Origin of the sequence: Kitasatospora sp. NBC_01302 (genome assembly GCF_035976515.1) — a bacterium.
Taxonomy (GTDB): Bacteria; Actinomycetota; Actinomycetes; order Streptomycetales; family Streptomycetaceae; genus Kitasatospora.
Genome location: NZ_CP108404.1, coordinates 1,963,985 through 1,977,240, shown reverse-complemented (window position 1 = coordinate 1,977,240; position 13,256 = coordinate 1,963,985). Strand labels below are relative to the sequence as shown.

Sequence of the window (13,256 nt, the reverse complement as noted above, 5' to 3'; positions counted from 1 at the left end):
GCCGTGTTCATCGCCGGATTTCCCGCCGGAGCGTGGGGCACCAACTGCTACCTCGTGGCGCCGGCCGCCGGCGAGGAGTGCGTGATCGTCGACCCGGGGATGGACGCCACCGAGGGTGTCGAGGCGATGATCCGCGAGCACCGGCTGAAGCCGGTCGCGGTGGTGCTCACCCACGGCCACATCGACCACGTGGCCTCGGTGATGCCGATCTGCGGCGCCAAGGGCGTGCCGGCCTGGATCCACCCCGACGACCGGTTCATGCTGACCGACCCGGAGAAGGCGCTGGGCCGCTCGCTCGGCGCGCAGCTGCTGGGCGAGCTGACCATCGGCGAGCCGGACGACGTGCGGGAGCTGACCGACGGCTCGGTGCTGGAGCTGGCCGGCCTCGAGCTCACCGTCGACCACGCGCCCGGCCATACCAAGGGGTCGGTGACGTTCCGGACGCCTGCCACCGAAGAGATCCCGCCGGTTCTCTTCTCGGGCGACCTGCTCTTCGCCGGCTCCATCGGGCGCACGGACCTGCCCGGCGGCGACCACGACGCGATCATGCGCTCGCTGGCCCGGGTGTGCCTGCCCCTCGACGACGCCACCGTGGTCCTGTCCGGCCACGGCACCCAGACCACCATCGGCCGCGAGCGCGCCACCAACCCCTACCTCAGGCAAGCAGCGGGGGCGATCCCCCAGGCGGGCGGCGCAGCTCCCGCGGCCGTGCGACGAGGAATGTGACGGAAGACCAGTTGAGCACCTTCACCGCCCCCAAGGGCACCTACGACCTGCTGCCGCCCAGCTCCGCGACCTTCCTGGCCGTGCGCCAGGCGCTGGCCGCACCGCTGCGCCGGGCCGGCTACGGCTACATCGAGACCCCGGTCTTCGAGGACGTCAAGCTCTTCTCCCGCGGCGTCGGTGAGTCCACCGACATCGTCACCAAGGAGATGTTCACCCTCACCAAGCGCGGCAAGGAGGACCTCGCGCTGCGTCCCGAGGGCACCGCCTCGGTGGTCCGCGCGGTGCTCGAGGGCAACCTGCACAAGCTCGGCAACCTGCCGGTCAAGGTCTGGTACTCGGGCAACTTCTACCGCTACGAGCGGCCGCAGAAGGGCCGTTACCGGCAGTTCTCCCAGGTCGGCGCCGAGGCGCTGGGTGCCGAGGACCCCGCGCTGGACGCCGAGCTGATCATCCTGGCCGACGACGCGTTCCGCTCGCTGGGCCTGCGCGAGTACCGGCTGCTGCTCAACAGCCTGGGCGACAAGCAGTGCCGCCCGGTCTACCGCGCCGCGCTGCAGGAGTTCCTGCGCGGCCTGGACCTGGACGAGGACACCCGCAACCGGGCGGAGATCAACCCGCTGCGGGTGCTGGACGACAAGCGCGAGGCCGTGCAGGCCCAGCTGACCGGCGCCCCGCTGCTGCGCGACTTCCTCTGCGAGGACTGCAAGGCCTACGACGAGCAGGTCCGCGCGCTGCTGACCGCGGCCGGCGTGGCCTTCGTCGACGACCCCAAGCTGGTCCGCGGGCTGGACTACTACACCCGCACCACCTTCGAGTTCGTCCACAACGGCCTGGGCGCGCAGTCCGCGATCGGCGGCGGTGGCCGCTACGACGGCCTGTCCGAGATGCTCGGCGGCCCCGCGCTGCCCTCGGTCGGCTGGGGCCTGGGCGTGGACCGGATCTACCTCGCGCTGGAGGCCGAGGGCGTCGAGCTCGACGTGCCCGCCACCACCTCGGTGTACGCGGTGGCCCTCGGCGAGGAGGCCAAGAACGTGCTCTTCGCCAAGGTGACCGAGCTGCGCCGGGCCGGGGTGGCCACCGACCTCGCCTTCGGCGTCAAGGGCATCAAGAACGCCATGAAGTCCGCCGACCGCTCCGGGGCCCGCTTCGCCCTGGTCGCCGGTGACCGTGATCTCGCCGAAGGGGTCGTCCAGCTCAAGGACATGACCACCGGCGAGCAGAACCCGGTCGCACTCGAAGCACTCGTCACCACCCTGAAGGAGAAGCAGCTGTGATCCGCACGCACGACGCGGGCACCCTCCGCGCGGAGCACGCCGGAGCGACCGTCACCCTGGCCGGCTGGGTCGCTCGCCGCCGCGACCACGGCGGGGTGGCCTTCATCGACCTGCGCGACGCCTCCGGCACCGTGCAGGTCGTGGTCCGCGACCTGGAGTCGGTGCACGGCCTGCGCGCCGAGTACTGCGTCAAGGTGGTCGGTGACGTCCGGGTCCGCCCCGAGGGCAACGAGAACCCGGACATCCCGACCGGTGCGGTCGAGGTCGTGGTCAGCGCGATCGAGGTGCTCTCCGAGGCCGCGCCGCTGCCCTTCCAGGTCGCCGAGTACGAGCCCGGCACGGTCAACGAGGAGGTCCGGCTGCGCTACCGCTACCTGGACCTGCGCCGTGAGGGCCCGGCCCGCGCGCTGCGGCTGCGCTCGAAGGTGAACAACATCATCCGCCGGGTGATGGAGGAGAACGACTTCCTCGACATCGAGACGCCGTACCTGACCCGCTCCACCCCCGAGGGTGCCCGCGACTTCCTGGTCCCGGTCCGCCTGCAGCCCGGTCACTGGTACGCCCTGCCGCAGTCGCCGCAGCTCTTCAAGCAGCTGCTCATGGTGGCCGGCATGGAGCGGTACTACCAGATCGCCCGCTGCTTCCGCGACGAGGACTTCCGCGCCGACCGGCAGCCGGAGTTCACCCAGCTGGACATCGAGGCCTCGTTCGTCGACCAGGAGGACATCCTGGCCCTCGGCGAGAAGCTGGTCGCCGCCGTCTGGCGCGAGGTGCACGGGTACGAGATCCCCAACCCGCTGCCCCGGATGAGCTACGCGGACGCCATGAGCCGCTACGGCTCCGACAAGCCGGACGTCCGCTTCGGCCAGGAACTCACCGACCTCACCGAGTACTTCAAGGGCACCGAGTTCCGGGTCTTCCAGGCGCCGTACGTCGGCGCCGTGGTGATGCCCGGCGGCGCCTCGCAGCCGCGCAAGGCGCTGGACGCCTGGCAGGACTGGGCCAAGGCGCGCGGCGCCCGCGGCCTGGCCTACGTGATCATCGACGCGGAGACCGGCGAGCTGCGCGGCCCGGTGGCCAAGAACCTCTCGGCCGAGCACCTGGCGGGCCTGGCGGACGCGGTCGGCGCCAAGAACGGCGACGCGGTCTTCTTCGCGGCCGGCAAGGCCACCGCCTCGCAGGAGCTGCTGGGCGCCGCCCGTCTGGAGATCGGCCGCCGCTGCGAGCTGATCGACGAGTCCCAGTGGGCCTTCCTCTGGGTCGTCGACTTCCCGATGTTCGAGCCGATCGAGGACGACAAGGGCGTCTTCCAGGGCTGGCACGCGGTGCACCACCCGTTCACCGCGCCCACCGCCGAGTCGCTGGCGACCTTCGACACCGACCCGGGCAGCGCCCTGTCCAACGCCTACGACCTGGTGCTCAACGGCTCGGAGCTGGGCGGCGGTTCGATCCGTATCCACCAGCGGGACGTGCAGAAGCGGGCCTTCGACGCGATCGGGCTCTCCGAGGAGGAGGCGCAGTCGCAGTTCGGCTTCCTGCTCGACGCCTTCAACTACGGCCCGCCGCCGCACGGCGGGGTGGCCTTCGGCCTGGACCGGATCGTCACGCTGCTGGGCGGCTACGACACGATCCGCGACGTCATCGCCTTCCCGAAGACGTCCACCGGTGGCGACCCGCTGACCGGGGCGCCGACCCCGATCACCCCGGCCCAGCGCCGCGAGGCCGGTGTCGACGCCAAGCCGAAGTCCGAGGCTCCGCAGGAGTCCTGACATCTGATCAGCCATCTCCGGCCGGTGTGCACCTCGCGCACCGGCCGGAGTGCGTTCCACGAAGGGGTGGGCCGTGAAAGTACGCACCAGAGTCGAGGAGCCCGCGGACGCGCCCGCCGTCAGACGGGTGCACATGGCAGCCTTCCCCGGCCCCGAGGAGGCCGACCTGGTGGACGCGCTGCGCCGGGACCCGGCCTGGCTGCCGGGCCTGTCCGTGGTGGCCGTCGACGGCGGCGGGCTGGTGGTGGCGCACGCGCTCCTCACCCGGCTGAGGGTCGGCCGGGGCAAGGGCCTGGCGCTGGCCCCGGTCGCGGTGGCGCCCGAGTGCCAGCGCCGCGGGGTCGGCGAGCGGGTGGTGCGGGCCGCGCTGGAGCTCGCCGAGGAGGCGGGGGAGCGGCTGGTCGTGGTGCTCGGCGACCCCGCCTACTACGGCCGGTTCGGGTTCACCCCGGCGGCCCGGCACGGGGTCACCGGGCCGTTCGAGGTCCCGGAGGAGGTCTTCCAGGTGCTGCCGCTGACGGCCTACGACGGCAACCCGCGCGGGCACTGCGGCTACCCCGAGCCGTTCGAGGCGGCGGCCGTCGGGAGCTGATCCCGAGCTGCGGAGCCCGGCGAGCGGCCCTAATGTGAAAGGTCGTCAGCTCCGCTCCCCGGGAGGCGCCGCCATGTCCGACCAGCCCGCCAGGCAGCCGCGTCTTGCCAAGGCGCCCTATGAAGCCGAACTGCTCAGGCTGCAGAACGAGTTGGTGAAGCTGCAGGAGTGGGTGCGGGTCGAGGGGGTGCGCCTCGTGGTGGTCTTCGAGGGGCGCGATGCGGCGGGCAAGGGCGGCGTCATCAAACGGGTGACCGAGTACCTCAACCCGCGCGTGGCCCGGATCGCCGCGCTGCCCGCCCCCACCGAGCGCCAGCGCGGCCAGTGGTACTTCCAGCGCTACGTGGAGCAGCTGCCGGCGAAGGGCGAGATCGTCCTGTTCGACCGCAGCTGGTACAACCGGGCCGGGGTGGAGAAGGTGATGGGCTTCTGCACCGACGAGGAGTACTGGCAGTTCCTGCACCAGTGCCCGACCTTCGAGCGGATGCTCATCGAGGCCGGCATCGAGCTGCGCAAGTACTGGTTCTCGGTCAGCGACACCGAGCAGGAGCGCCGGTTCCAGTCCCGGCTGGACGACCCGATGCGGCGCTGGAAGCTCTCCCCGATGGACACCGAGTCGATCAGCCGGTGGGAGGACTACTCGCGGGCCAAGGACGAGATGTTCGTCTACACCGACATCCCCGAGTCGCCGTGGAACGTGGTGGAGAGCGACGACAAGCGCCGGGCCCGGATCAACATGATCGCCCACCTGCTCTCCACGCTCCCCTACACCGACGTCACCAAGCCGCCCGTCGCCCTGCCCCCGCGCCCGGCCTCCAAGGGCTACCAGCGTCCCCCGCGCGATCTGCAGAAGTACGTCCCGGACCACGCCGCCGCGCTGCGCGAGGTCAAGCTCCCGACGGGCCGGCGCAAGCGCAAGCACAAGCACAAGCACGACTGAGCCTGTCGGTCCACTCGCATAGGGTGGCGGGGTGGACGAACCGGACCTCTTCACCGCAGCCGCCGAGGACCGCCAGGCGCAGGAGCCCGGGCGCGCCCCGCTGGCGGTGCGGATGCGCCCGCGCACCCTGGACGAGGTGGCCGGGCAGCGCCACCTGCTGGCCGACGGCTCACCGCTGCGGCGGCTGGTGGCCGGCTCGCGCGGGCCGGCGGCGACCAGCTCGGTGATCCTCTGGGGGCCGCCCGGCACGGGCAAGACCACCCTCGCGCACGTGATCAGCCAGGCCGTGGAGGGCCGCTTCGTCGAGCTGTCCGCGATCACCGCCGGGGTCAAGGAGGTGCGCGCGGTGATCGAGGGCGCGCGCCGCGCGGTGGGCATGAGCGGCAAGGAGACGGTGCTCTTCCTGGACGAGATCCACCGCTTCTCCAAGGCCCAGCAGGACTCGCTGCTGCCCGCCGTGGAGAACCGCTGGGTCACCCTGATCGCCGCCACCACCGAGAACCCGTACTTCTCGGTGATCTCCCCGCTGCTCTCCCGCTCCCTGCTGCTGACCCTGCAGTCGCTCACCGACGAGGACATCCGCGCTCTGCTGCGCCGCGCGGCGGCCGACGAGCGCGGCCTGGCCGGCAGCGTGGTCCTCGGCCAGGAGGCCGAGGACCACCTGGTGCGCCTGGCCGGCGGCGACGCCCGGCGGGCGCTGACCACGCTGGAGGCGGCGGCCGGGGCCGCGCTGGAGCAGGGCGAGGCGGAGCTCACCCTGGCCACCACCGAGACCGCCGTCAACCAGGCCGCGGTGCGGTACGACAAGGACGGCGACCAGCACTACGACGTGGCCAGTGCGCTGATCAAGTCGATCCGGGGCAGCGACGTGGACGCCACCCTGCACTACCTGGCCCGGATGATCGAGGCGGGGGAGGACCCGCGGTTCATCGCCCGGCGCCTGATGATCTCCGCCAGCGAGGACATCGGCCTGGCCGACCCGACCGCGCTGCCCACCGCCGTCGCGGCGGCCCAGGCGGTGGCGCTGATCGGGTTCCCCGAGGCCCGGATCATCCTCTCCCAGGCCGCCATCGCGCTGGCCCTCGCGCCCAAGTCCAACGCCGCCTACCTGGCCATCGACGCGGCGCTGGCCGACGTGCGCCAGGGCCTGGCCGGCGCCGTTCCGCCGCACCTGCGCGACGGCCACTACGCCGGCGCCGCCAAGCTGGGCCACGCGCAGGGCTACCAGTACCCGCACGACCTGCCCGGCGGCATCGCCGCCCAGCAGTACGCGCCGGACACGGTGCACGGCAAGGCCTACTACCAGCCGACCCGGCACGGCGGCGAGGCCCGGTACGCGGACATCGTGGAGTGGACCAGGGCCCGCCTCAAGGGGGAGCGGCCCAAGCCCTCGGGTGAGTGAGCGGGCGGCCCTGCGGTCATCGGCCCGGTGATCAGCCGGTATACTCGGCCGAAGTGCCTTGTTCCGGGTCCGGCAGCCGTACGGCTGACCGGCCGCACCAGCGGGACAACGGCCCGCGGCTTCCCCTGCGGGAGCCGCCAGGAGCGTCGCGCACCTTCACAGGTGTCGCGGGCGGCCCGTCGCCTTCACCGGATGACGCAGCCGCGCGTGTGCATGCACGTCAGTGCCCGGCCTCGGAGAGCGGCTGACCACCCCTGGTGGTTTTTCTCCGGACCGCGAGAGGCGACCTCCGTCAACACCTGGTGAAGCCGTATTCGCACACTGAAAGAGGTTTGGTTCCATGGCGAACCAGAAGCGTCCCAAGGTCAAGATCGCGCGTGCCCTTGGCGTGCCGCTGACCCCGAAGTCCGTCAAGTACTTCGAGGCCCGCCCGTACCCGCCCGGCCAGCACGGCCGTGGCCGCAAGCAGAACTCGGACTACAAGGTCCGTCTGCTCGAGAAGCAGCGTCTGCGCGCCCAGTACGACCTGAGCGAGAAGCAGATGGCCCGCGCGTTCGACCGCGCGAAGAAGGCCGAGGGCAAGACCGGTGAGGCGCTGGTCGCCGAGCTCGAGACCCGTCTCGACTCGCTGGTGCTGCGTTCGGGCATCGCCCGGACCATCTACCAGGCCCGCCAGATGGTCGTGCACGGTCACATCGAGGTCAACGGCGGCAAGGTCAACAAGCCGTCGTTCCAGATGAAGCCGGGCTACGTCGTCACGGTCAAGGAGAAGTCCAAGGAGAAGGTCCCGTTCCAGGTCGCCCGTGAGGGTGGCTACGCGGGTGAGGGCCAGACCCCGAAGTACCTCGAGGTCAACCTCAAGGCCCTGGCCTTCCGCCTGGACCGCGCCCCGCAGCGTCGTGAGGTCCCCGTGATCTGCGACGAGCAGCTGGTCGTCGAGTACTACTCGCGCTGACCCGCGAGCCCGGTACCCCGGTACCGGGGCGGGAGCCCCCGCGGCCTTCGGGCCGCGGGGGCTTTCGCGTTCCCGGCCCGGCCCCTCGGCCGGCCCGGTACGACCCGCGCTGCCAGCGCTTTATCCGGTCCGACCACGGTCCGCGGCGCGATAGGGTTCCACTCTGAGGAGTGAAGGGAGCACGCGGGTGTCCGTGGGAGAGCTGGCCGGCCTACTGGTTGCCGTGGGCTGGGTCGTGCTGGTCACCCTGCTCGCCGTCGTCCTGGTCCGCCTGTCCAAGGTGTTGCGCGAGGCCACCGTGCTGGTCTCGGCCGTCACCGAGCAGGCCGTCCCGTTGCTCTCCGACGCCAGCGCCGCCGTGCGCAGCGCCCAGGAGCAGCTGGAGCGGGTCGACGACATCACCGCCAACGTGCAGGACGCCGCCGCCAACGCCAACGCGCTCTCCTCCACCGTGGCCGCCACCCTGGGCGGACCGCTGGTCAAGATGGCGGCGTTCAGCTACGGCGTGCGCAAGGCCGTCGGCCGCCAGCAGGCCGGGCTGACCGTGCCCGCGCAGAGCAGCGAGCGCGAGGCGCTGGCCCAGCTGATCCGTGCCGAGGTGCGGGCCGCCACCGCCCCCAGGGGCGGGCTGCTCTCCCGCGTCCGGCGAGCCGTGAAGGGCTGATGCACCGTGGTACGTCGCATCTTCTGGATGACGGTCGGCGCCGGCGCCGCCGTCTGGGCCATGAACAAGGCCAACGAGGCCACCCGCCGGCTCACCCCTGACAGCCTCTCGGGCGCCGCCGCCCGCAGCGCGCTGCACCTGGGCGACACGGCCAAGCGCTTCGCCCTGGAGGTCCGGGCCGGCATGGCCGAGCGCGAGGAGCAGCTGCGGGCCGACCTCGGCCTGGACGGCACCGCGGTGGTCGAGCCACCCGCCCGCCGCGCGGCGCGAGCTATCGAGGCGGCACCGAGCCCAGGCCAGGTCGCCGCCCTGCCCCCGTCGCGCGTCATCACCCCCTATGTCATCGCGTCAACGCCCCGTCAGCTCGAGCAGCGCCGGGACAAGCACCCTTAACCGGAAGGACCACTCATGGAGTCGGCAGAGATCCGCCGCCGCTGGCTGCGCTTCTTCGAGGAGCGCGGCCACACCGTCGTTCCGTCGGCGTCCCTGGTCGCCGACGACCCCACCCTGCTGCTGGTCAACGCCGGCATGGTGCCGTTCAAGCCGTACTTCCTGGGCGAGGTCAAGCCCCAGTTCTCCCGTGCCACCAGTGTCCAGAAGTGCGTGCGCACGCTGGACATCGAGGAGGTCGGCAAGACCACCCGGCACGGCTCGTTCTTCCAGATGTGCGGCAACTTCTCCTTCGGCGACTACTTCAAGGAAGGGGCCATCAAGTTCGCTTGGGAGCTGCTCACTTCCTCCGTCGCGGACGGCGGCTACGGCCTGGAGAAGGAGAAGCTCTGGATCACCGTCTACAAGGACGACGACGAGGCCGAGCAGATCTGGCGGGACGTCATCGGTGTGCCCTCGGAGCGCATCCAGCGCCTGGGCATGAAGGACAACTTCTGGTCGATGGGCGTGCCGGGACCGTGCGGCCCCTGCTCGGAGATCAACTACGACCGCGGCCCCGCCTACGGCGAGGAGGGCGGCCCGGCCGTCAACGGCGAGCGCTACCTGGAGATCTGGAACCTGGTCTTCATGCAGTACGAGCGCGGCCACGGTGACGGCAAGGACGGTTTCGAGATCCTCGGCGACCTGCCGAGCAAGAACATCGACACCGGTCTCGGCCTGGAGCGCCTGGCCGCGATCCTGCAGGGCGTCGACAACCTCTTCGAGATCGACACCAGCCGCCTGATCCTGGACCGGGCCGCCGAGCTGACCGGCCACACCTACGGCGCCGACCACAAGTCCGACGTCTCGCTGCGCGTGGTCACCGACCACATCCGCACCGCCGTGATGCTGATCGGCGACGGCGTCACCCCGGGCAACGAGGGCCGCGGCTACGTGCTGCGCCGCATCCTGCGCCGCGCGATCCGCAACATGCGCCTGCTCGGTGCCACCGCCCCGGTGGCCAAGGAGCTGGTCGACATCACTATCGAGGCGATGTCCCCGCAGTACCCCGTGCTGGAGACGGACCGCAAGCGGATCGACACCGTCGCCGTCGCCGAGGAGTCCGCCTTCCTGCAGACCCTGCGCAGCGGCACCCAGCTGCTGGACGCCGCGGTCACCGAGACCAAGCAGGCCGGCCACGCCGCGCTCAGCGGTGAGCAGGCGTTCAAGCTGCACGACACCTACGGCTTCCCGATCGACCTCACCCTGGAGATGGCCGAGGAGCAGGGTCTGGCCGTCGACGAGGCCGGCTTCCGCCGCCTGATGCAGGAGCAGCGCGACCGCGCCAAGGCCGACGCCAAGGCCAAGAAGATGGGCCACGCGGACGTGGCCGCCTACCGCGAGGTGGCGGACCGGTCCGGCGCCTCCGTCTTCACCGGCTACAACAGCACCGAGGGCGAGGCCACCGTCGTCGGCCTGCTGGTGAACGGCGCCCCGGCGCCGGCCGCCACCGAGGGCGACGAGGTCGAGATCATCCTCGACCGCACCCCCTTCTACGCCGAGGGCGGCGGCCAGCTCGCCGACCACGGCCGGATCCGGCTCGACTCGGGTGCCGTCGTCGAGGTCCGCGACGTCCAGCAGCCGGTGCCCGGGGTGGTCGTGCACTCCGGCGGGGTGCTCTTCGGTGAGGTGGTGCTCGGGGCCTCGGCCTACGCCACCATCGACATCGAGCGCCGCCGCGCGGTCTCCCGCGCCCACAGCGCCACCCACCTGACCCACCAGGCGCTGCGCGACGCGCTCGGCCCCACGGCCGCCCAGGCCGGTTCGGAGAACGCCCCCGGCCGCTTCCGCTTCGACTTCGGCTCGCCGGCCGCCGTCCCCGGCACCGTGCTGACCGACGTCGAGCAGAAGATCAACGAGGTGCTGACCCGCGAACTCGACGTCACCGCCGAGGTGATGACGATGGACGAGGCCCGCAAGCAGGGCGCCATCGCGATGTTCGGCGAGAAGTACGGCGACTCGGTGCGCGTGGTCACCATCGGCGACTTCTCCAAGGAGCTGTGCGGTGGTACGCACGTCGGCAACACCGCCCAGCTGGGCCTGGTGAAGCTGCTCGGCGAGTCCTCGATCGGCTCCGGCGTGCGCCGGGTCGAGGCGCTGGTCGGCGTGGACGCCTACAAGTTCCTGGCCCGTGAGCACACCGTGGTGGCCCAGCTGACCGAACTGGTCAAGGGCCGTCCGGAGGAGCTGCCGGAGAAGATCTCCGGGATGCTCACCAAGCTCAAGGACGCCGAGAAGGAGATCGAGAAGTTCCGCGCCGAGAAGGTGCTGGCCGCGGCTGCCGGTCTGGCCCAGGGCGCCGAGGACGTCCGGGGAGTGGCCCTGGTCGCCGCCCGGGTCGCCGACGGCACCGGCGCGGACGAGCTGCGCAAGCTGGTCCTGGACGTGCGCGGCCGCCTGGGCTCGCGCCCGGCCGTGGTCGCCGCGTTCACCGTGGTGAACGACCGTCCGCTCACCGTGATCGCCACCAACGAGGACGCCCGCTCGCGCGGCGTCAAGGCCGGCGAGCTGGTGCGCGCCGCCGCCAAGACCCTCGGCGGCGGCGGTGGCGGCAAGGACGACGTGGCCCAGGGCGGCGGCACCGACCCGGCCGCCGTCGGCGCGGCCATCGAGGCCGTGCGCGCCCTGGTCGCGGAGCGCGCCGCCTGATGGAGCCGCAACTCCAGGAGCCCAAGCCCTGGCGCCGGGGCCGGCGGATCGCCGTCGACGTCGGTGACGCCCGGATCGGGGTCGCCTCCTGCGACCCCGACGGGCTGATCGCCACGCCCGTGGAGACGGTCCCCGCCGGGGGCCGTTCCCAGGGGCGGCTCAAGGCCATCGTCGAGGAGTACGACGCCATCGAGGTGGTGGTCGGCCTGCCGCGCTCGCTGAGCGGCAAGGAGGGCCCGGCGGCTGCGAAGGTCCGCGGCTACGCGGGCCGGCTGGCCGCGCTGCTCGCCCCGGTGCCGGTGCGGCTGGTGGACGAGCGGATGACCACGGTGACCGCGGCCCAGGGCATGCGCGCCGCGGGCGTGAAGGCCAAGAAGGGCCGGTCGGCGATCGACCAGGCCGCGGCCGTGGTGATCCTGCAGAGTGCCCTGGAGGCTGAACGAGTGAGCGGTCGGCCGCCCGGTGAGAGTGTCGCACCAGTCAGCTGATCACTCTTCCTAATGTGTGCGCAGGGGCCCGCCCGGACGCGTCCGGGCGGGCCTCCTCGCTGACCGGGCAAGGGCACACAAGGGGCAGAGGCGATGGACCAGGACGCGGTGCCCGGGCTGAGCCCGGGTCATCTCGGGGCCCCGGCCTTCGAGCCGGCCCCGGCTCCCGACGACCTGTGCACCGGAGCCGACCCCGCCGACGAGCTGCCCGCCGAACCGCCGTCGAAGCACCCCGACCGCACGGGTCTGGCCTGCGGGCTCACCCTGCTGCTGCTCGCGCTGCTGGCCGGCGGCACGCTGCTGGGCCTGCGGGCCGTGTTCGTCCACTCGGGGCCGACCCGCCCGGCCGACTACGCGGGAGGCGGCCACGGGACCGTGATCCAGATCTCGGTGCCGACCGGCGCCAGCCTCACCCGGATCGGCCAGATCCTGCAGCAGAACCAGGTGGTGGCCAGCGTCAAGGCGTTCACCTCCGCCGCGGCCAACAGCACCGCCAGGATCCAGCCCGGCACCTACGCGCTGCGCCGCCGGATGTCGGCCGGCGCCGCGCTGGGGGTGCTCGGCAACCCGGCCAACGCCAATGCGCTGACCATCCCGGAGGGCCGTCGGGCCAGCCAGGTCTACACCGCCATCGACCAGCGGCTGAACCTGCCGCCCGGCACCGCCCAGCACACCGCCGAGCAGCACCTGGCCGACCTCAACCTGCCGGACTACGCGGGCGGCAACCCGGAGGGTCTCTTCTACCCCTCCACCTACAGCGTGACCGGCGACACCACGGCGCTCGGCCTGCTCCAGCAGATGGTGGCCCGGGCCGGCCACGAGTTCGGCGCCGACGACCTCGACCACCCCGAGATCAGCGGGCTGACCGGTTACCAGGCGCTGGTGGTGGCCAGTCTGGTGCAGGGCGAGTCGGACAACCCGGACGACATGGCAAAGGTGGCCCGGGTCATCTACAACCGGCTGGCCCGCTCGATGCCGCTCCAACTGGACTCCACCATCAACTACGCGCTGGGCCGCACCACCCTGCACACCACGGTGAGCGACACCCAGCTCGACTCGCCGTTCAACACTTACCGGGTGCCCGGCCTGCCGCCGACCCCGATCGACAACCCCGGGCACGACGCGATCCAGGCCGCGCTGAACCCGGCGCCGGGGGACTGGATCTATTTCGTCACAGTGCGCCCCGGCGACACCAGGTTCACCGACAGTGAGCAGCAGCAGCGCAAGAACGTCGACGAGTTCAACGCCTACCAGGCCCGGCACTCCGCCTCCCCCAGCCCCAGCGGTGCCGTTCCGCCCCCACTGAGCGGGCACTGACGGGCCGTCGGCCGCGGCGCTGAGGCGCGGTCGGGGCCTGACGCGGCGATG

Annotated in this window: 12 protein-coding genes; all 12 read left to right on the top strand. The window is 72.0% G+C overall.

What is annotated here, in order from left to right; genetic code table 11:
- Nucleotides 1–3 precede the first annotated feature (3 nt).
- The 12 genes from OG294_RS07910 (at nucleotide 4) to mltG (ending at nucleotide 13,205) form a co-directional block, all read left to right on the top strand.
- The gene (locus OG294_RS07910; protein ID WP_327065712.1) at nucleotides 4–726 is read left to right on the top strand and encodes an MBL fold metallo-hydrolase; all 723 of its coding nucleotides are present in this window, start codon (nucleotides 4–6) and stop codon (nucleotides 724–726) included.
- An 11-nt stretch (nucleotides 727–737) separates the two neighbouring features.
- On the top strand, nucleotides 738–2,000 hold the full coding sequence (gene hisS / locus OG294_RS07905; protein ID WP_327065711.1) for a histidine--tRNA ligase: 1,263 nt from the start codon (nucleotides 738–740) through the stop codon (nucleotides 1,998–2,000).
- Nucleotides 1,997–3,769: an aspartate--tRNA ligase gene (aspS, locus tag OG294_RS07900; protein WP_327065710.1), complete on the top strand. Its 1,773-nt coding sequence runs from the start codon at nucleotides 1,997–1,999 to the stop codon at nucleotides 3,767–3,769. The genes hisS and aspS overlap by 4 nt, the downstream gene beginning before the upstream one ends.
- 73 nt (nucleotides 3,770–3,842) lie before the next feature.
- On the top strand, nucleotides 3,843–4,361 hold the full coding sequence (locus OG294_RS07895) for a GNAT family N-acetyltransferase (protein WP_327065709.1): 519 nt from the start codon (nucleotides 3,843–3,845) through the stop codon (nucleotides 4,359–4,361).
- 73 nt (nucleotides 4,362–4,434) lie between these two features.
- A complete protein-coding gene (gene ppk2 / locus OG294_RS07890; protein ID WP_327065708.1) occupies nucleotides 4,435–5,301 on the top strand; it encodes a polyphosphate kinase 2 in 867 nt (288 codons plus the stop codon).
- Between the two features lie 31 nt (nucleotides 5,302–5,332).
- A complete protein-coding gene (locus OG294_RS07885) occupies nucleotides 5,333–6,703 on the top strand; it encodes a replication-associated recombination protein A (RefSeq protein WP_327065707.1) in 1,371 nt (456 codons plus the stop codon).
- 340 nt (nucleotides 6,704–7,043) lie between these two features.
- Nucleotides 7,044–7,658, top strand: coding sequence for a 30S ribosomal protein S4 (gene rpsD / locus OG294_RS07880; RefSeq protein WP_327065706.1), 615 nt, complete (start codon nucleotides 7,044–7,046; stop codon nucleotides 7,656–7,658).
- A 187-nt stretch (nucleotides 7,659–7,845) separates the two neighbouring features.
- Nucleotides 7,846–8,322 carry a DUF948 domain-containing protein gene (locus OG294_RS07875; protein WP_327065705.1) on the top strand — a complete coding sequence of 159 codons (477 nt, stop codon included), beginning with the start codon at nucleotides 7,846–7,848 and terminating at the stop codon, nucleotides 8,320–8,322.
- A 6-nt stretch (nucleotides 8,323–8,328) separates the two neighbouring features.
- Entirely contained in the window at nucleotides 8,329–8,715 is a 387-nt protein-coding gene (locus tag OG294_RS07870; RefSeq protein ID WP_327065704.1) for a DUF6167 family protein, read from the top strand.
- Between the two features lie 15 nt (nucleotides 8,716–8,730).
- Nucleotides 8,731–11,400 (top strand): alanine--tRNA ligase, encoded by a 2,670-nt coding sequence (gene alaS / locus OG294_RS07865; RefSeq protein WP_327065703.1) that lies wholly within the window; start codon nucleotides 8,731–8,733, stop codon nucleotides 11,398–11,400.
- Nucleotides 11,400–11,888: a Holliday junction resolvase RuvX gene (ruvX, locus tag OG294_RS07860; RefSeq protein ID WP_327065702.1), complete on the top strand. Its 489-nt coding sequence runs from the start codon at nucleotides 11,400–11,402 to the stop codon at nucleotides 11,886–11,888. The genes alaS and ruvX overlap by 1 nt, the downstream gene beginning before the upstream one ends.
- 93 nt (nucleotides 11,889–11,981) lie before the next feature.
- Entirely contained in the window at nucleotides 11,982–13,205 is a 1,224-nt protein-coding gene (gene mltG / locus OG294_RS07855; protein ID WP_327065701.1) for an endolytic transglycosylase MltG, read from the top strand.
- Nucleotides 13,206–13,256: the final 51 nt, after the last annotated feature.